This is a genomic window from Nocardioides sp. (assembly GCF_044226765.1).
GTDB lineage: Bacteria > Actinomycetota > Actinomycetes > Propionibacteriales > Nocardioidaceae > Nocardioides.
The window spans coordinates 1-18,953 of sequence record NZ_JBGAGJ010000007.1; the positions used below are offsets into that span (position 1 = coordinate 1).

Below are 18,953 nucleotides of genomic sequence, written 5' to 3' on the forward strand. Positions count from 1 at the left end.
CCGGCCAGCAGCAGCGCCCACACCCGCGGCAGCCGGTGCCGCAGGTCCAGCGCGTCGGCCACCGCCGACCGGGTGCTCACCGTGTGGGTCCGCCGTGCCACCGCCAGCTCGGGCAGGCACAGCTCCCGCACCAACGGGGTCCCGTCCCCACCGACCTCGACCAACCGGTCCGCCCCGTCCCACACCCGCCCCCCGTCCGGGCCACGCCGCGGATCGCTGCCGTGCAGGTCGGCCCAGTGGCACACCAGCACCAGGTCCTCCACCTCGACCGCCCGCCGCGCCACCACCCGCGCCTCGACCGCCGCGAGCGTCGCACCCGGGCCCAGGTCGTCGAGGGCGTCACGGTGGTCCATGAACTGACGATACCCGAAACTATGTTCGAATAAACGCAGTATGCGTGGCGAGTTCCCCGCGAACACCCGCCCCACCGAGTCGGCGGCCGCCCGCTACGGTGAGCGCGTGGGTGACGGGCTGCAGGAGGGCGACCGGGTCGCGCTGCTGGTGCCGGGATCGCTGACCTACCTGACCGCCGTGCAGTCCCTCCTCGCGCGGGGGGTGGTGCCGATCCCCCTCGACCCGCGGCTGACGGCGTACGAGCGCGAGCGCATCCTCGGAACCCTCTCCCCCGCGGTCGTCGTCGAGACCGAGGACGCCCTGGCCCGACTGGTCGGGGACGTCGGACTCCCCCGCGCGCGCCCGATGCACGTCACCAGCGGCACCACGGGCACGCCGAAGGGCGTCTGGAGCGGGCTGCTCGCCCCGGAGGACGCCCGCGCGCTGGTCGACGAGGAGCGCGACCTCTGGGGCTTCACGGCGACCGACGTCAACCTCGTCCTGAGCCCGCTCTACCACTCGGCGCCGCTGCGGTTCGCCAGCGGCACGACGCTCGCGGGTGGCCGCGTGGTCGCGCCGGGAGCGTTCGACGCGCCCGTGATGACCGAGGCGATCCAGCGCGAGCGACCCACGACGATGTTCTGCGTCCCCGCCCACCTCCAGCGACTCTTCGCCCACTGGGACGCGCACGGCTGGCCGGACCTCTCGTCGTTCCGGCTGGTCGCCCACGCCGGCGCCCCCTGTCCGCCCGCGCTCAAGCGCCGCCTCATCGAGGTGTTCCCGGCCGGCTCCACCTGGGAGTTCTACGGCTCCACCGAGGGCCAGTTCACCGCGTGCCGCAGCGAGGAGTGGCTCGAGCGACCCGGCACGGTCGGCCGGGCCCGTCCCGGCCGCCGGCTCAGCGTCGACGAGGACGACACGATCTGGTGCGCGGTGCCCTCGTACGCCCGCTTCGAGTACTTCGGCGACCCGGTCAAGACCGCCGCCGCCTGGAGAGACAGCTCCTTCACGGTGGGCGACGTCGGCCGCCTCGACGACGACGGCTACCTCTACCTGGAGGGACGCCGGCACGACCTGATCATCACCGGCGGGGTCAACGTCTACCCGCTGGAGGTGGAGAACGCCCTGCGCGAGCACCCGGGCGTCACCGACATCGCCGTGTACGCCGTCCCGGACGACCGGTGGGGGCAGCGGGTGTGCGCCGCCGTGGTCGGCACGGCGACCGCCGCCGACCTCGACGCGTTCGCGCGCGAGCGGCTGGCTCCGCCGAAGCGGCCCAAGGAGTACCACCGCCTCGACGACCTGCCGCGCACCCTGACCGGCAAGGTACGCCGCGATCAGCTGGGCAGCGGCTGACGCTCCTCGCCCGCACGCCCGGCACCGTGCGCCAGCGGCAGCAGGTCGGTCTTCTCGGCCTGCTTGATCCGCTTCTTGAGCCGGCGGAAGTTGCTGCGCTGGACCTTGGTCATCCGCTTGGGCTTGTACGCGAGGTTGTGCCGTTCGAGCGGGTCCTTGGCCAGGTCGTACATCTCCCACTGCGCCGGCTCGATCCCGGCGGTGTCGTAGTACTTGGCCACCTTCCACCGCTTCTCGCGCACCGCGACGATGTGGTTGGGCGGTCGGATGTAGGGCCCGCTGGACTGCCCGGCCTGCCAGTCGTCGTAGGTGAACACGATGTCCTTCTGGACCGCCCGGCGCTTGGTCCCGAGGACCAGCCCGGAGTAGTCGACACCTCGCCAGTCGTCGCTCCGGACGTCGTCGGGAGCGTCCACCAGGGTCGCCAGCGTCGGCAGCAGGTCCAGGTGGGAGACCAGCTCCCGGGAGCGCCGTGGGCGACGGAAGAGCTCGGGGTTGGAGAACACCAGCGGGATGCGGGTGCTCTCCTCGTAGAAGTTGAAGTTCTTCTGCTGCATCCGGTGCGCCAGGCCCATCTCGCCGTGGTCGGAGGTCCGGATGACGACGGTGTCGCGCAGCTGGTGGGTCTCGGCCAGCGTGTCGAGGATCTCGACCAGGTAGCCGTCGACGACCTTCATCAGGTTGCCGTAGAAGTTGATGTACTCCAGCTTCTGCTTGCGGGTGAGCGGCTTGCCGCCGGCCCCGTAGAGGCGGGCGAACTGGGCCTGCGCGTCCGGCTTGGTCCGCAGGTCCTCCAGGACCGTGGGCGGCAGGCCGATGTCACCCTCCAGGTCCGCCTGCGTGTAGCCGGCCTGCTGCCACTTCGGCGGGTCCATCTTGCGCGGACCCGGGTAGAACAGCACGTCGTGCGGGTTGACCAGCCCGACCACGAGGCACCAGGGCTTGGTCGCCCCTTCCCGCCTGCGCAGGAACTGGATGACCCCCTCCTCACCGGCCGCGGCGTCGCCCTGGTCGTGCATGTAGTGGCCGTCGTGGTCGACGGTGCCGCCCCCGGCCTCCGAGAGGTCCTGGTTGCCGCCGGAGTCCGGCGGGTCCCAGCGGGAGAAGCCGTACGCCGCGAGGTCCGACGGCGCCCAGTCCTCCCCCTCCGGCTTCGAGCAGTGCCACTTGCCCTTGTAGACCACCTCGTAGCCGGCGGCGCTCATCACCGAGGCGAGGTTGGTCAGGTCGGTCGACAGCTCCACCTGCGGGTACTGGTCGGCCGGCATGTCCTCCTCGAGCGTGTACTTCACGCCGTGCTGCGCCGGGTAGAGACCGGTGAACATGGTCGCCCGCGAGGGTGAGCACATGCACGCGTTGGTGAAGGCGTTCTCGAAGCTGACCCCGTGCTTCTTCAGCCGGGTCAGTCCCGGCAGGTTCTCCTCCTCCCAGCCCCGCGGGAAGTGCTGGGTGGCACGCTGCTGGTCGTTGATGAAGATCAGGATGTTCTTGCCCGCGACGGCCGGCGCGACGCCGTACCCGGGCTGGCCGGCGCTTGCCGCGAGCGCGACGGCCGGGGGTGCTGCTGCGGCCGAGGCGAGGAGCCTCCTGCGAGTGATCATGGGCTGCCTCCTGGGTGTGTCCTCGCACCCTAGGCCCGTCCGGTCGCCGGCGTACCCGAAACGAAATGACGACGACCCGCCCGGTCACCCGGGCGGGTCGTCGGTCAGACGTCAGACGGTGGCAGAGCGTCGTCCGGCAGACGCTCCGCCGGTCGGCGCTCTCAGTTGCCGCCGGTGAGCTTCTCGCGAAGGGCCTGCAGCGCCTCGTCGGAGGCCAGCGAGCCGCTGGTCTCCTCCGGGGCCGCGGAGGAGTACGACGTCGCCTCGCCGGCCTCGACCTCGGCCTGCTTGGCCTCGGCCTGCTGCTTGACGTGCGCCTCCCAGCGGGCGTGCGCCTTGGCGTACTGGTCCTCCCAGGTCGCGCGCTGCTCGTCGTAGCCCTCGAGCCACTCGCCGGTCTCCGGGTCGAAGCCCTCGGGGTAGACGTAGTTGCCCTGCTCGTCGTAGGTCGCGGTCATGCCGTAGAGCGTCGGGTCGAACTCCTCGACGTCCGAGGCGGCGGCGGTCTCGTTGGCCTGCTTGAGCGACAGCGAGATCCGGCGACGCTCGAGGTCGATGTCGATGATCTTGACCATGACGTCGTCGTTGACCTGGACGACCTGCTCGGGGATCTCGACGTGACGCTCGGCGAGCTCGGAGATGTGCACCAGGCCCTCGATGCCCTCCTCGACGCGGACGAACGCACCGAACGGCACCAGCTTGGTGACCTTGCCGGGCACGATCTGACCGATCTGGTGGGTCCGGGCGAAGTGCTGCCACGGGTCCTCCTGCGTCGCCTTCAGCGACAGGGAGACCCGCTCGCGGTCCATGTCCACGTCGAGGACCTCGACGGTGACCTCGTCGCCGACGGCGACGACCTCGGACGGGTGGTCGATGTGCTTCCACGACAGCTCGGAGACGTGCACCAGGCCGTCGACGCCGCCGAGGTCCACGAACGCACCGAAGTTGACGATCGAGGACACGACGCCCTTGCGGATCTGGCCCTTCTGGAGCTGGGTGAGGAAGCCGTGGCGGACCTCGGACTGGGTCTGCTCGAGCCAGGCGCGGCGCGACAGGACCACGTTGTTGCGGTTCTTGTCGAGCTCGATGATCTTCGCCTCGAGCGTCTGGCCGACGTAGGGCTGCAGGTCGCGCACGCGACGCATCTCCACCAGGGAGGCCGGCAGGAAGCCGCGCAGGCCGATGTCGAGGATCAGGCCGCCCTTGACGACCTCGATGACGGTGCCCTCGACGACGCCGTCCTCCTCCTTGACCTGCTCGATGGTGCCCCAGGCGCGCTCGTACTGGGCGCGCTTCTTGGACAGGATCAGGCGGCCTTCCTTGTCCTCCTTCTGGAGGACCAGGGCCTCGACCTTGTCACCGACCTCGACGACCTCGTTGGGGTCGACGTCGTGCTTGATCGACAGCTCGCGCGAGGGGATGACGCCCTCGGTCTTGTAGCCGATGTCGAGCAGGACCTCGTCCCGGTCGACCTTGACGATGGTGCCATCCACGATGTCACCGTCGTTGAAGTACTTGATGGTCTCGTCGATCGCGGCGAGGAAGTCCGCCTCCGACCCGATGTCGTTGACCGCGACCTGCGGTGCATCGGTGATGTCGGGGAGGGTCGAGATGCTGCTCGTCATAAGGAAGGGTTGTCCTTGGATGGATGGAGTCGTGCGGGCACGTCGAAAGGTCCTTTTTCACGACCCCTGCAGGTGAGCCCTGCGGGGCGCGAGCGAGTGTCCACTCCGTCTGGGACTAAAGGCAGACCTCCGGCGCACCCTCAAGGGTACGCGGCGCGCGCGAGGTACGTCCAACCGGGAGACCCCGGGGGCGACCACGTCCGCACCAGCGTAACCCCGGCGCAGCGGTGCCGGTTGACCGTCCATGCAGCTCGCCGCCCTGGTCACCTACCCCGTCCGGCTCGCCGCGGCCACCACGCGCGCCTCGCTGGGGTCCTCCCTCGGGACCTCGTTGGGCATCGCGTCGATCGACCGGCTCGCGGCGGCGGTGAACGAGATCATCGCGCCCGACCGCCCGCTCGGGCGGATGATCGCCCGAGACGGGGTCCTCGACCGGCTGATGGCCGCGGACGGGCCGCTCGAGCGCCTGCTCGCCGAGGACGGTGCCCTGGACCGGATCGCCGCGACCGAGGGCGTCCTGGACCGCCTCCTGGCCCCGGGCGGGGCGCTGGACCGGCTGACGGTCGAGGGCGGCCTGCTCGACCAGCTGCTGCGACCCGGCGGCCTCGCGGACCGGATGCTCTCCGACGACGGGTACGTCGAGCGCCTGGTCGCCGACGGCGGCACCCTCGACCAGCTCGTCGCGCTCGGCGAGACCCTGGAGTCGATCCAGCCCCGCCTGGCCGAGCTGGCCCTGATCATCCCGGCGCTCTCGACCTCGGCGGACGCGCTGGGCCAGGCGGTCGGGCCGCTCGGCGAGCTGGCCGGGCGGATCCCGCTGGCCCGGCGCCGGCAGCCGGCCGGCTGACCCGCCCTCCTCTTCCTGCCCCCGTCCCCCTACCCTCGACTCGTGGAGAACCACCTCCCGCAGCGGGTCCGGGTCGAACGGCGAGCGGTCACCGAGCAGGAGTCGCGCAGCGCCAACGGCCCCGACTGGGACCGGTACGCCGACGAGTACCAGGCCACGCACGGCGAGTTCCTGGGCGACACCGGCTTCGTGTGGGGGCCCGAGGGCCTCACCGAGGCCGAGGCCGGCGTGCTCGGCGACGTCACCGACCGCGACGTCCTCGAGGTCGGGTCCGGCGCCGGCCAGTGCTCGCGCTGGGTCCGGGCGCAGGGTGGTCGCGGCTACGGCCTGGACCTGTCCTTCCGCCAGCTGCAGCACTCCCGGCGGATCGACCTCGACACCGGGGTGGCCGTGCCCTCGGTCCTCGGCACCGCGACGGCGCTCCCCTTCGCCGATGCCAGCTTCGACGTCGTGTTCTCCTCCTTCGGCGCGCTGCAGTTCGTCCGCGACATCGGTGAGGCCGTCGCCGAGACCGCCCGGGTGCTGCGCCCGGGCGGACGGTTCGCGTTCTCGATCACCCACCCGACCCGGTGGATGTTCCCCGACGACCCCGGTGAGCCCGGGCTGGTCGCCAGCCAGTCCTACTGGGACCGCACTCCCTACGTCGAGGTGGACGACGAGACCGGCCGGACGTCGTACGTCGAGCACCACCGCACGCTCGGCGACTGGGTCGCCCTCCTCGCCGGCGCCGGCTTCGTGATCACCGACCTGCTCGAGCCGGAGTGGCCCGAGGGGCACGACCGCGTGTGGGGCGGCTGGTCAGCCCTCCGCGGGCGGCTCACGCCGGGCACCGCGATCTTCGGTGCCCGCCTCGGTTGAGCCGGCTGCGCGTCGCCGGCCGCCGCGGACGTCGCGGACGCCGCGGTCGAGCTCGCCAGGCACCTGGGCGACGAGCCCGAGGATGCGGTCCATCGCCCCGCGCGACAAGGTGGCGACGACGGCCAGGGCGACGACCGCCGTCCAGGTGCCCGCAGCGTAGGGCTGGTCGAAGAGGTGTCGCCGGACCGTGACGACGACCAGCGGGCTCCAGGCGACGAGGTCGCGCCACACCCGCGCCACGGTGATCGTGTCGCGTGAGACGGCCATCTGGATGGTGAGCGCCCGCTCGTCCAGCGCGGACCGGGCGCCGACCAGGTAGGCGGCCATCGCCACCGCGACCAGCGGCAGCTGGTAGGTGAGGATCTCGTCGACGTCGAGGAACGCCGAGGAGATGACGAGTCCCACCAGCGTGAGCAGCGCACCGCCGCAGAGACCGGCGCCGATGCGAGCGGGGAGCGGGCGCAGGAGGAAGACGGCCGCAGCCCCGGCCAGGAAGGCGTCCGCGCGTGCCGGCGTGCTGAGCGCGGCGGCGAACCAGCCGTCGGTGTCGACCGCGTAGCCGCGGTAGACGGCGGCGCTGACCGCACCGAGGAGCAGGACGGTCCCGAGGAACCGCGGCCACCGGCGCAGGACCAGCCCCGCGACGGTGAGGGTGGCGGCGAGCTGGGCCACGATGCTGAAGTACCACAGCATCGCGAGGTCCCCCGGCACCGCGAGCGGGTTGTTGGCCGCCCAGACGTTCATGGTCAGGGAGAGCGCCCGGCCGATGGCCGGACGGAGCTGGTCCCAGGTCTGGTCGTCGGTCGAGTCGAACGCCTGCAGGGCCACGGCGCCCAGGCACACCAAGGCGATCAGCAGCCAGAACGCGGCGACGTAGCCGACCACGCGCAGCACCACCTCCCGGGGAGAGCGGCGGTCGGCGAGCAGCGAGGCGATGGCGAAGCCCTCGGTGGCGAGGAGCACGGAGAAGGCGAGGTTGCTGGACTTGAAGAACCCGTCGAGCGGCTCGATCCAGGTCAGCCAGTCCGGGTCGAAGAGCCGGGCGACCTGGGCGAAGGCGAACAGGAGCGCCCCGACCCCCTGGATCGCGAGCACCGTCGGTACGGCGACCCGGGTCCGCTCGGCCGGGGGTGCGGCGGTGTCGGTGCTCATGCCTGCACCACCGCCGGGGTCGCCGGGGCATCCGAGCTCCGCGGCCGGATGCGGAAGACCGGCCGGGTCGCGAGGAGGCGTCGCACCGGCTCGTCGACCCACCGCTCGGTGACGACCACGACCACGGCGAGGATCGCGAACGCCACCGCGGTGCGCACTCCCCACTGCCACGTCGGGGTGTGGTCGCGCAGGACGACGAAGATCGGCAGGTGCCAGATGTAGATGGCCAGGGACGCCTTGCCCAGCCGCTGCAGCGGCCGCAGCGACAAGAACCGCGAGACCCGGGTCGGGGCGGGGAGCTGCCAGATCGCGACGACCACGACGCCGGCGACCCCGGTGAAGGCCAGCGACCACCAGCCGAGGTAGGCGTACGGGCCGAACTCGGGCCAGATGATCTTGAGCACGACCAGCGCGATCCCGGAGATCCACAGGATGTGGCCCCAGCCGCGGACCCGGCCGAGCCAGGGCAGCGCCAGCGCGACGGCGACCCCCCACAGGAGGCCGTCGGCCCGAGTCGTGGTCGCCGCCGACGCGATCACCCAGCCCTGGTCGGCGAGCACGTCCTGGCGGTGCACGTAGATGAGGCCGATGAGGACCAGGATGAGCAGGAACGCCGCCCATCTCGCCCGGGCGAGGACGATGAGGGCGAGCGGCAGCACCAGGTAGCACTGCTGCTGGACGCTGAGGTACCAGAGGTGGCCGAACGCAGGCTGCGTCACGAACAGGTTCTGGGTCGCGAAGATGTTGAAGGTGTAGGTGAGCACACCCATCACGTTGTGCGCCATGTCGAGGTTGGAGGCGCGGAACGTCGCGTAGGAGTTCGCGATCCACACGGCGGCGCAGACCAGGACCAGCTGCGGGCCGAGTCGGACCAGCCGCCGCAGGTAGAAGCGGACCGCGTCGAAGGTGTCCCGCTCGAGGTCGCGCTGGAGCGCGTGGGTGACGATGAACGCGCCGACCACGAAGAACACCGTGACCGCGCCGCCGCCGAGCGCGCCGGCCACCAGCGGCTCGTCGTAGATCCGGCCGAGCGGCCAGAGGATCCCGGTCCCGTGGTTGACGACGACCGCGATGATCACCAGGCCGCGCAGGCCGTCGAGGGCCGCGACCCGTCCGGCCCGTTGCTGGACGGGTCGTGCTTCGTCAACCACCGGCGGTTCCTCTCTCCTCCGAGCAGGGGCGCCGGAGCGCACGAGGCGCCGCTTCAAGGGGTGCGGCGGAAGGACTACGCGCCGACGTCGGTGGTCTCACCGACGTTCGGCTCGGCGCTGGCGGCGGGTGCCTCGTCCTCGGGACGGCGGCTGAGCACCACCAGCACCAGGCCGATGATCAGGACCGGGATGCCGACGATGTAGGTGACCAGCGGAACCGTCTTGGTGACGAGGTTGAGCTGGTCGATCTGCGTCGTGATGTCGTCGGCGCTCTTCTGGATCTGCTCGTCGGTGAAGGCGAGGTCGATCGTCACCGCCGGGGTGCCGTCCTCGAGCTTCTGGTCCTGGTGGGTCACCTGGTTCTGGATCGCGCCGGTCAGCGGCTCGACGTAGATCTCGTCGGTGGAGTCCACCGTGCCGTTGACGCCGGCGGCGATCTCCTTCGGCGCGTCGGTGATCGTCACCTTGTAGACGTAGCACTCGACGCCGGCCAGGTCCTCCGTACGGTCGTAGACGGCGGGGACGGCCTTGCCGAGGGTGTCGCTCCAGTAGGGGTAGGTCTTCTTCTCGGCGTTGAACGGCCACTTGTTGACCAGGCCCTCGCGCGGCGTCGCGTCCGGGGGCAGCAGGTCGGGGTCGTTGACCGCGAGGCCGGTCACCCGGTCGGTGGCGAAGGTCGAGACCGAGGCGCTCAGCAGGCGCCCCTTGGGGTCGTCGGTGGAGACGCAGTCCGGGGTGTCCGGGAGGTCGATCACGACGCAGGTCGAGTTGTCCCAGACGGCGATGTCGCTCGTCGACGCCTCGGAGTTCGTGTGGGTCGTGCTCGCCGCCTTGATCGGCTGCGACTCACCGGACAGCACGGCGGTCCCGTCCAGGTGGGTGGTGTTGTCGACGTTGAGGGGGGTCACCTCGAGCTTGTCCGGCGCCCAGAACTGGGCCAGCAGGCCGACCCCGATGAAGAACGCCCCCAGGAACGCCAGACCGATTCCCAGCTTCGAACGCACCACAAGCCTCCCAGTCCCGGTGACGAAGTGACCGCACAGTAGCAGCAGTGGAACCGGTTCTGATCCGGAATGAGTGATCCACGTCTCTCGCGTGTCCGGGCCCGCCTGCGGTCCAGACATCGGACCGGTCGAGGACCGGGTCGAGGACCGGGTCGAGTCTGCTCAACCCGGCCGCAGGTGACCCCGCTCACGAACTAGAGTGCCGCCATGGCGATCCCCACACCGGTCGAGACACCGACCGCGACGGCGACCCGGCGTCTCGCGGTCTACGACGGCCTGCGGGGCATCGCCATCCTCCTGGTGGTGCTCTCGCACGGCTGGACGATCTGGCCGACCACGCGGATCAGCCAGGACCCGACCCTCAAGGCGCTCTTCAGCAGCGGCGACTTCGCGGTGACGGTGTTCTTCGTGATCGGTGCGTTCTTCGCGACCCGCGCGATGCTGCGCTCGGCCGACTCCGAGCTCGGCCTGCTGCCGGGCGTCGCCGCCACGCGGCGGTGGATCCGGCTCAGCGGCCAGATGTACTTCCTGCTCCTGGTCATCTTGGTGAGCACCGCCGTCGACACGACGGACACCTATCCCCGGACAGCGACGCGCGAGTCGGTGTTCCGCGCCGCCACCTACACCTGGAACTGGTACGTCCGCGACCACGCCCTGGTCGCCCGCCCCGACCTCGGGCACCTCTGGTACCTCTCGGTCGACCTCCAGATGTTCCTGGTCATCTTGCTGTTCGTCTGGCTGCTTCGCCGGCGCCGGGCGTGGCTGGTCGTCGCGCTCTCGGTCTTCTTCCTCATCCTGCTGGTCTGGCGCTCGCACATCTACGACGTCGAGGGCTCGTTCTCGGCCCTGATCCGCACCTGGGCCCGCGGCGACGCGCCCGTCGCCGGCGCCCTGGTCGCTGCCGCACTGCCCTACCTGCGCCGGTTCGGACCGCAGCTGCGGCCGCTCACCATCGTGGCGTTCTACTCGCTCATCCCGCTGCTCTACCTCAATGTGTCGGCCGAGGGCTACTTCCACCTGCCCGGGGTCCTGCTCGACCTCGCCCTGATGGTCTTCGTCGCCGGCTGTGCTCTGGCGACGGTGCCGGCGGTCGTGCGGTGGCCGCTGGAGCGCAGGACCCTGGTGTTCCTCGGCAAGCACTCGCTGAGCATCTACCTGTGGCACTACCCGGTGTACTGGTTCCTGTCGCGGCACACGCTCGACTGGAGCTGGGAGGAGCGGGTCGCCGTCGCGTTCGTCATCACGGCGTTCGCGTGCTGGGTCAGCGAGCGCTACGTGGAGTCGCGAGTGCAGAAGTGGCTCGCGTCCCCGAAGTGGCGCGAGACCGACCAGGGCCTGGGCCGCTACCTGGTCGCCCGATCGCGGGCGGTCTCTGGCCGGGCCTGGCACAAGGTCCGGGGCGGCCGGGCCGACACCGACCAGCCGGCCGCGCCGGCCGACCGGCCCGTCGAGGACCGGCCCCGCTGAGGCGGACCGGCGTCGTCAGCGGCGCCGGATCTTGTCCACCCGCGCCAGGATCGCCTGGATCCGCTCGTCGGAGATCCCGAGGCGCCGCTTGACCCGGTCGTAGATGTCCACGATCGTGCGGTCGGCCCGGATCGCGGCCTTGCGGGTCACGCTCTCGTCGGGCCGCGGCTGGTAGTTGGTGGAGCGCCGGACGGCGTGCTCCTCCTCGGTGAAGTAGTAGAGCGCCATCGAGCGGCGAGCCACCGTGTCGGGGCAGGTCAGCGGGTCCGGGTGCCCGTGGAAGCTGTCGAACGAGGTGGTGAAGACCAGCATCCGGTTGCCCGCGGGGGTGACCGTGCCCTGGCACGCGGTCATGTCCTTGTCCCAGAGCTCCAGCTTGCCGCCCCACTCCTCGGGCCACTCCTCGTTGAGGTAGAGCAGGATGTTGACCCGCCGCGCCCAGTTCTGGTGGGTGTGGTGGGTGGTGAAGTCGGCGTGGATGTTGAGGTGACCGCCTCGCAGCGTCTGGTGCAGGCCGCCGCCGTCCATGGTCCAGTCCGACATCAGGCCCTCGATGCCGGTCAGCTTCTCCAGGAAGGCGACGAACCGCGGGCTGCAGAACTCCTCGGCGACGTCGTGCAGCGTCGGGCCCCAGGTGTCGGGCTGCGTGTTGGAGTACTTGGTCTCGTTCACGTGCAGGTAGCCCTGCCAGAACTCGTCCTTGATGCCGGGGAACTCCCCGACCGCCTTGTCGAACGCCTCGGGGACCAGCACGTCGTCCAGCACGATGTGCGGGAAGGGCTGCGCGGAGCGGTACGCCGCCGCCTTCTCGTCCATCCCGGACTCGAGCGTGGTGAAGTCGATGAGCGCGTTCTCGGCCATGCCGCGCATCATGCCACCGAAAATGCACGGGCCGCAGAACTCTTCGGTAACCTCTGCTTCGGCTCGTGGGGAGGTGACGAACGTCGCACGGTCGGCGTTCGCACGCAGGAGGTCGGGCCGGAAAGAGGAGCGCCCATGTCCACCGCTCGACAGTCGTCGGCAGCAGCGAGCGACGCGTCGGCCCACGCGCCACGCGTCGGGGTGCTCGTCGTCGCCTACAACGCCTCCGGCACGCTCGCGCAGACCCTCTCCCGGCTGCCCGAGAGCTTCGCCCGGACCGTCGACCACGTCATGGTGTGCGACGACGCCAGCTCGGACGACACCTACGAGGTGGGCCTGGCGTTCAAGGAGACCTCCAGCCTCCCGATCTCGGTCGTCCGGCACGAGCGGAACCTGGGCTACGGCGGCAACCAGAAGGCCGGCTACGCCTGGGCGATGTCGCACGGCCTGGACATCGTGGTCCTGCTCCACGGTGACGGGCAGTACGCACCGGAGTGCATCGAGACGCTCGTCGACCCGCTCGTCCGGGGCGAGGCGGACGCCGTGTTCGGCTCGCGCATGATGACCCGCGGTGGCGCCCTCGAGGGCGGGATGCCGCTCTACAAGTTCGTCGGCAACCGCATCCTGACGACCGCGCAGAACCAGCTGGCCGGGTTGAAGCTGACCGAGTGGCACAGCGGCTACCGCGCCTACCGGGTCGACGCGCTCGCCGACATCGACCTCGCGTCGTACTCGGACGCGTTCGACTTCGACACCGAGATCATCCTGGGGCTGCACGCCGCCGGGAAGCGGATCGTCGAGGTCCCGATCCCGACGTACTACGGTGACGAGATCTGCTACGTCAACGGGATGAAGTACGCCAAGGACGTCATGGTCGACTCACTGCGCTTCAGGCTCCGCCGGATGGGCTTCGGCGAGAGCGTGCCGGGCCCGGACCTCGAGGCCTACGAGATCAAGCCCTCCCCCCACTCCTCGCACGGTGTGCTCCTGCGCTGGCTGGCGCACGTGCCTCCCGGCCGGGTGCTCGACGTCGGCTGCTCCGACGGCCACTTCGCCGCGCTCGCCCGCGGGTGCGGCCACCGGGTCACCGGCGTGGACCTGGTCAAGCACCAGGGCGTCGGCGAGCGCGTCGACGAGTTCGTGGAGGCCGACCTGACCCTCGGCCTGCCCGACGAGGTGGGGGCGGACTTCCGCGTCGCCGTCGCGGGTGATGTGCTGGAGCACGTGACCGACCCGCACCTGCTCCTCACCTCGATCGCGGACCGGCTCGCCGACGACGGCGAGGTCTTCGTCTCGGTGCCGAACTTCGCGCACTGGTACCCGCGCACCCGCGTCGCCCTCGGGCTCTTCGACTACGACCAGCGCGGGCTGCTCGACCGCGGCCACGTCCGGTTCTTCACGCGTCGCAGCTTCGAGAAGCTCGTGCGCCGCAGCGGCCTGCGGATCGTCGAGCGCGAGACGGTGGGCTCGCCCTTCGACGTCCTCGACCGCGGCGCCGAGGCCAGCCACGCCGGCCGGCTCGCAGCGGGGGTGGCCCGCATCGACCGGCTGTTGACGAAGGCCTGGCCCACGATGTTCGGCTACCAGTTCCTGTATCGGCTGGAGCGAGCTTGACCGACCCCTCCGCGTCCCGTCGTCGTGGCATCTCGACGGCGGCGGGACTCGTCGTGGGCGCCCTCGCCTACCTCCTGACCCTCCTCGACTTCAGCACCAGCCTGACCCGCACCGCCAACGCCCTCGGGTACGCGTCGAACTTCTTCGACTTCCAGGCCCGCGCGCTGATCCACGGTCACCTCGACGTCCCGAGGGGCAGCCTCGGCATCGAGGGCTTCGTCGAGCACGGCAAGGAGTACATGTACTTCCCGCTGTGGCCGGCACTGCTGCGCATCCCGGTCCTGAAGACCACGACGGAGTACGACGGCCGCCTCACCGTGATCTCGATGGCGCTCGGCTTCGTGCTGCTCATGGTGATGGCGCCGCGCCTGGTGTGGCTGGTGCGCGACATGCTCTACCCGGGCGTCGTGACGACCTGGACCGAGGTCGGGACGATGGGCCTGCTGATCGCCCTGGTCACCGGCGGCACGGCCCTCACGTTCGTCGCCTCGCTCCCCTGGGCCTACCACGAGGTCTACGCGTGGGCGGTGCCGTTCGCGATCGGCGCCATGTACTGGATGCTCCGGGTGCTCCGCGACCCCACGCCGAAGGCGATCGGGTGGCTCGCTGCGTTCGACCTCGGCACGATCATGACCCGCACGACGGGTGGCTGGGCGGTCTGCCTGACCACGATCGCCATCGGCGTCTGGGTCCTCACCGGCCGGGTCTCCCCCGGGCGGCGGCGGATCGGGTGGGCCGTGGTCGCGGCCGGGGCCGTGCCGCTCCTGGCCGGCATCACGCTCAACATGATCAAGTTCCGCCACCCCTACCTGTTCCCCCTCCAGGACCAGGTCTGGACGACCGTCAACGCGCACCGGCGCGAGGCGCTGGCCGCCAACGGCGGCACGATCACCGGCCCCCAGTTCCTTCCGTCGACGGCCATGGCCTACCTGCGGCCCGACGGCATCCGCTTCGTCGACTACTTCCCCTTCGTCACCCTGCCGGCCCGGCCGGCGCAGGCCTACGGCGACGTGATCATCGACCAGTCGTACCGGACCGGCAGCATCACGGCCTTCATGCCGTGGCTGAGCCTGATGTGGCTGTTCACCCTCGGCTACCTCTTCCGCCCCGGGGTCGACCAGGCCAGGCGGTTCCTCCGGATGCCGTTCGTCGCCGGCGTGCTGGTCACCGGTGGTGTCATGGGCTACGGCTACATGGCGTTCCGCTACACCGCCGAGTTCGTGCCGGCGCTGGTCTTCGCCGGCACGGTCGGCACCTGCGTCCTCACCCAGTGGCTGGTGCGCCGCGGCGCCTGGGTCCGGGGCGCCGGGATCGCCGTGCTGGCGGTGTTCACCGCCTGGTCGATCACCGCGCACATGCTGGTGGGCTACAGCACCGCGGCGACGGTCGGCGGCGGCGACCGCCTCCGGGACTACCTGTGGACCCAGCACCACCTCTCCGGCGGTGCCCAGCAGCGCCTCATCACGCACTCCGACGATCCCCCGCACGGTGGCTCGACCGACGACATCTGGATCCAGGGCGACTGCGACGCGATGTACCTCAACACCGGGGACGCCTACCAGCCGTGGCAGCTGGTCGAGCGGCGGGCCCTGGTCTTCGACGTCACCCTGCCCGAGGAGCCCCGCGCCGGCCGGATCAAGCTGATCGACATCGGCACCGCCGAGCCCGGCAGCGTCTGGCTCGAGACCGACGGCAAGGGACAGGCGCGGCTGGAGATCGTCAACGAGACCGGCACCTACTACGGCCCCTACTTCGAGATCCTCGACCCGCGCGTGGTGCGCGTCGGGATCCGGGACGAGCCCGAGCTCGGGTACGCCGCGGTGAGTTCGACCCCGGGCGGGTTCGTCGGGTTCGCCCGGGCCTTCGAGTGGGACACCGACTGGGTCTCCAAGCTGGTCGACATCAGTCCGGCGAAGCTCGGGCCCGCCGACCTGCGCCGCCTCGGGATGACGGTCCGGGAGGTGCCGGGCCTCGAGCCACCGCTGTGCCGGGCCCTCCTGGCGCAGTCGGAGCAGGGCTCGGCAGCGCTCGGGGCGCGCTGACGGTGCGCGTCGCCATCCTCACCTGGCGGGACTCGGGCCACCCCGACGGCGGTGGCTCGGAGGTCTTCGTCGAGCGGGTTGCCGCCGAGCTGGTCCGGCGCGGTCACCCGGTCGAGATGTTCACGGCCCGCTACCCCGGTGCCGCGGCCGAGGGTGACCTCGACGGGGTCCGCGTGCACCGGCGCGGCGGTCGCCTCACGGTCTACCCACGCGGGCTGTGGTGGGTGGCCCGCCACCGCCGCCGCCACGACGTGGTGCTCGACGTCATCAACGGGCTGCCGTTCGGCACCCCTCTCGTGCGACGAGGAGGCGTCGTGGCCCTGGTGCACCACTCCCACGAGCGGCAGTGGCACCTGATCTACCCGGGCTGGCGCGGCGCGCTCGGCTGGTTCGTCGAGCGGCGGCTGGTGCCGCTGGTCTACCGGCGCCGGCCGCACCTGACCGTGTCGGAGGACTCGCGCGCCGACCTGGTGGCCCACGGGATCCCCGGTGCCCAGGTGACCGTCGCCCGCAACGGGGTCGACCCGCCCCACGGCTCTCCCGACCGCTCCCCCACCCCGCGGCTGGTCGTGCTGGCCCGGCTCGTCCCGCACAAGCGGATCGAGGACGCCTTCGAGGTCGTGCGTCGCCTCGCCCCCGAGATCCCCGGACTCCACCTCGACGTCGTCGGCGACGGCTGGTGGCGCGACGAGCTCGAGGCCGACGCGGCCGACCTGGTCGCCCCGGGGCTGGTGGTCTTCCACGGCCACGTCGACGAGGCCGAGCGCGACCGGCTGCTGGGCAGCGCGTGGGCGATGCTGCTGCCCTCGGTCAAGGAGGGCTGGGGTCTGGCCGCGTTGGAGGCCGCGACCCTCGGGACGCCGACCGTCGGCTACCGGTACGCCGGCGGGCTGGCCGAGGCGGTCGTCGACGGGGCGACCGGCCTGCTCGCCGACGACCTGCCGGGACTGGTCCAGGCCACCCGGAGGATCCTGGCCGACGACGCGCTACGGGTGCAGCTGGGTGAGGCGGCGCAGCGGCGTGCGTCGACGTTCACCTGGGAGCGGACCACCGACGTGGTCGAGAGGGTGCTGCAGGGTGCCGCGCAGACGCGGCGACGAGGGTGAGCGTCAGTTGCCGTAGGTGATGATCTGCTGGCTCGCGGGGTTGTTCGACGGCGGCTGGGTCTTCGTCCAGACCAGCCCGTAGATCGAGCCGAACGCGAAAGTCCCGCCGATGAAGATCGGCAGGAAGATCTTCAGAAAGAAAAACGGCATCAGGAGTTCTCCCTCTCGTCGTCGCCGAGGGTAGCACCTCGACGCCGGTTCGCGCGCAATCTCGACGAGGTGGCGACCGCGGCGCCCGCGAGGCTCACCGCCGCCGCCACTGCAAAGGCCGCGACGGCGGCGACGCGTTCGGGCCACGACGCCTCGACGCGGGCCGAGACACCGGGGACCCGGTAGAGCGCCAGCAGGTCGTCGCGGTACGCCAGGTCCAGACCAGCCAGGTCCAGGTCGGCCGCGGCGGGGTCGTCGCGGTAGACCAGGGCCCAGGTCACGCCGGCGGCCCGCAGCGCCTGCGCGGTCGGCTCGGTCTCGAGCGCGCGGCCGAGCGCAGCAGCACGCGCACCCTCACCCCGCAGCAGCACCGGGCCGACCTGCAGGTCGTCGGAGGTGAGCACGTCGGTGTCGAACCACCGCACGGCCGGGTCCGACGACGTCAGTCCGTTCCCCCACGAGAAGCGCCGGTAGGACCGCCACGGCAGGGTCACCAGGGTCCCGCGGTCCGAGCCGACCAGCTCGGCCGAGGCAGCCAGACCCGGGGGGTAGGTGACCGGTTCGAGGGTCGGCCACGCCGTGCGGGCCCCGTCGGGAAGGAGGACGAGCGGCAGCAGCACGGCCGCGACACCGACCGAGCCGACGACCTCGGAGCCGGCGGCGGCAGCGGCCCGGGCGCCGCGGTCGACCGCGGCGGCGACCGCGGCCACCGCCAGCACCACCCAGGGCGCGAGCAGCTTCTGGCTGTCGCGCAGCAGTCCGCCACCGGGCACGTGCGAGACGACCCACCCCACGACGTCCACCCCGATCGGGAGGCTGCTGAGCAGTGCGAGCAGGAGCCCCGCCGTGGCGAGCGCCGCCACCCGCACCAGGTCACCGCGGCCCCAGATCCGGCGCAGCGTCGTCCAGCCGACCACCAGGGCGACGACCACCACCGCGGCCGTGACCGGGCCCCACCAGGCTCCTCGGGTGACCGGGACGCTGCCCCGGTCCCAGATCCCGCCCAGGCCGAGCAGCGCGACCAGCACGCCACCGGGTCCGTCGGCGTCGGCCGAGAACGCCTCGACGCTGCGCGGGTCGGACCCGAAGGCCGACGAGGCGAGCAACGAGGGGACCAGCCAGGGCAGCTGGAGGACCAGGCACCCGGCGAGCAGCACGGCGGTGCGGCGCAGCGAGCGGCTCCACCCGGCCGTGAGGACCGCGGCCGAGCCGATCAGCCCACCGGTCGGCGTCAGGGAGGCGAGTCCGAGCCAACCGGCGGTCGCGCCGGCGTCGGCGGCGCGACCGCCGAGCCGGAAGCGCCGCGCCGCCGCCAGCAGCCAGGGCAGCGCCGCGTAGGCGCCGAGCAGGGCCCACTGGCCCAGGGCGAGCCGCTCGACGACGTACGGGTTCCACACCGCCAGTCCGCCGGCCGCGAGCCGGGCCGGGGTCCCGAGGCCGCCGACCAGGCGGTGCGCACCCCACCCGGCCGCGGCGAGGATCAGTGGGATCGCGACCCGCGCCACCAGCCCCCCGTCGAGGAGGTGCCCGGTCAGCACGGAGACGACCGCGTCCAGCGGGACCGCGCGCGGAGGGGTGTCACCCAGCCCGAGCACCGCGTCGGTCCACGGCTGGTGCGGCACGAAGACCAGGTCGCGGGCCAGGGGGTGGCCGGGCTGGCGCAGGAGGGGCAGGGTCAGCACCACCGCCAGCAGCAGCGGCCAGGCGTCGAGGACCCAGCGGCGCGCTCGAGGACCAGGCCCCACCGCGTCCCTCCGCTCCCTGCGTGTCCCGGCACCGGCGGCTG

The 18,953-nt window shown here is 71.6% G+C and carries 15 protein-coding genes and 1 pseudogene; 7 read left to right on the forward strand and 9 right to left on the reverse strand.

The window, feature by feature from the left end:
- Positions 1–353 (reverse strand): annotated as a pseudogene (locus ACILRH_RS14930) (hypothetical protein); the annotation flags it as partial.
- A gap of 106 nt (positions 354–459) precedes the next feature.
- Here ACILRH_RS14930 and ACILRH_RS14935 point away from each other — a divergent pair.
- Positions 460–1,689 carry a class I adenylate-forming enzyme family protein gene (locus tag ACILRH_RS14935; RefSeq protein ID WP_395694552.1) on the forward strand — a complete coding sequence of 410 codons (1,230 nt, stop codon included), beginning with the start codon at positions 460–462 and terminating at the stop codon, positions 1,687–1,689.
- Here ACILRH_RS14935 and ACILRH_RS14940 read toward each other — a convergent pair.
- Complete coding sequence (locus ACILRH_RS14940; RefSeq protein WP_395694554.1) at positions 1,671–3,290, reverse strand: sulfatase-like hydrolase/transferase; 1,620 nt, start codon at positions 3,288–3,290, stop codon at positions 1,671–1,673. The genes ACILRH_RS14935 and ACILRH_RS14940 overlap by 19 nt on opposite strands.
- A 161-nt stretch (positions 3,291–3,451) precedes the next feature.
- Complete coding sequence (gene rpsA / locus ACILRH_RS14945; protein WP_395694556.1) at positions 3,452–4,915, reverse strand: 30S ribosomal protein S1; 1,464 nt, start codon at positions 4,913–4,915, stop codon at positions 3,452–3,454.
- 244 nt (positions 4,916–5,159) lie between these two features.
- Here rpsA and ACILRH_RS14950 point away from each other — a divergent pair, with 244 nt between their 5' ends.
- Together ACILRH_RS14950 and ACILRH_RS14955 are read left to right on the forward strand one after the other, a co-directional pair.
- Positions 5,160–5,762, forward strand: coding sequence for a hypothetical protein (locus ACILRH_RS14950; protein WP_395694558.1), 603 nt, complete (start codon positions 5,160–5,162; stop codon positions 5,760–5,762).
- Positions 5,763–5,804: 42 nt separating this feature from the next.
- A complete protein-coding gene (locus ACILRH_RS14955; RefSeq protein ID WP_395694560.1) occupies positions 5,805–6,620 on the forward strand; it encodes a class I SAM-dependent methyltransferase in 816 nt (271 codons plus the stop codon).
- Here the strand turns inward: ACILRH_RS14955 and ACILRH_RS14960 are convergent.
- From ACILRH_RS14960 to ACILRH_RS14970, 3 genes are all read right to left on the reverse strand, one after another.
- Entirely contained in the window at positions 6,561–7,772 is a 1,212-nt protein-coding gene (locus tag ACILRH_RS14960) for a hypothetical protein (protein WP_395694562.1), read from the reverse strand. The two genes, ACILRH_RS14955 and ACILRH_RS14960, sit on opposite strands and share 60 nt — an antisense overlap.
- Entirely contained in the window at positions 7,769–8,923 is a 1,155-nt protein-coding gene (locus ACILRH_RS14965; RefSeq protein ID WP_395694564.1) for an acyltransferase family protein, read from the reverse strand. Before ACILRH_RS14965 ends, ACILRH_RS14960 begins: the two co-directional genes overlap by 4 nt.
- Before the next feature lie 74 nt (positions 8,924–8,997).
- A complete protein-coding gene (locus ACILRH_RS14970; RefSeq protein WP_395694565.1) occupies positions 8,998–9,927 on the reverse strand; it encodes a DUF3068 domain-containing protein in 930 nt (309 codons plus the stop codon).
- A gap of 207 nt (positions 9,928–10,134) precedes the next feature.
- On the opposite strand from ACILRH_RS14970, the gene ACILRH_RS14975 reads away from it, so the two are divergent.
- A complete protein-coding gene (locus ACILRH_RS14975; protein WP_395694567.1) occupies positions 10,135–11,394 on the forward strand; it encodes an acyltransferase family protein in 1,260 nt (419 codons plus the stop codon).
- A gap of 15 nt (positions 11,395–11,409) precedes the next feature.
- On the opposite strand, the gene ACILRH_RS14980 is transcribed toward ACILRH_RS14975, so the two are convergent.
- Complete coding sequence (locus ACILRH_RS14980; RefSeq protein ID WP_395694569.1) at positions 11,410–12,255, reverse strand: 2OG-Fe(II) oxygenase; 846 nt, start codon at positions 12,253–12,255, stop codon at positions 11,410–11,412.
- Between the two features lie 135 nt (positions 12,256–12,390).
- Between ACILRH_RS14980 and ACILRH_RS14985 the strand changes: the two genes are divergently transcribed.
- Genes ACILRH_RS14985 through ACILRH_RS14995 form a run of 3 tightly spaced genes read left to right on the forward strand, consistent with a single transcriptional unit; the run spans position 12,391 to position 17,017 of the window.
- A complete protein-coding gene (locus ACILRH_RS14985) occupies positions 12,391–13,869 on the forward strand; it encodes a bifunctional glycosyltransferase/class I SAM-dependent methyltransferase (RefSeq protein ID WP_395694571.1) in 1,479 nt (492 codons plus the stop codon).
- A complete protein-coding gene (locus tag ACILRH_RS14990) occupies positions 13,866–15,911 on the forward strand; it encodes a hypothetical protein (RefSeq protein WP_395694572.1) in 2,046 nt (681 codons plus the stop codon). The genes ACILRH_RS14985 and ACILRH_RS14990 overlap by 4 nt, the downstream gene beginning before the upstream one ends.
- Before the next feature lie 2 nt (positions 15,912–15,913).
- A complete protein-coding gene (locus ACILRH_RS14995; RefSeq protein ID WP_395694574.1) occupies positions 15,914–17,017 on the forward strand; it encodes a glycosyltransferase family 4 protein in 1,104 nt (367 codons plus the stop codon).
- Between the two features lie 3 nt (positions 17,018–17,020).
- On the opposite strand, the gene ACILRH_RS15000 is transcribed toward ACILRH_RS14995, so the two are convergent.
- Both ACILRH_RS15000 and ACILRH_RS15005 read right to left on the reverse strand, forming a co-directional pair.
- Positions 17,021–17,167, reverse strand: coding sequence for a hypothetical protein (locus ACILRH_RS15000; RefSeq protein WP_395694575.1), 147 nt, complete (start codon positions 17,165–17,167; stop codon positions 17,021–17,023).
- Entirely contained in the window at positions 17,167–18,912 is a 1,746-nt protein-coding gene (locus ACILRH_RS15005) for a hypothetical protein (RefSeq protein WP_395694577.1), read from the reverse strand. The genes ACILRH_RS15000 and ACILRH_RS15005 overlap by 1 nt, the downstream gene beginning before the upstream one ends.
- Between the last annotated feature and the right edge of the window lie 41 nt (positions 18,913–18,953).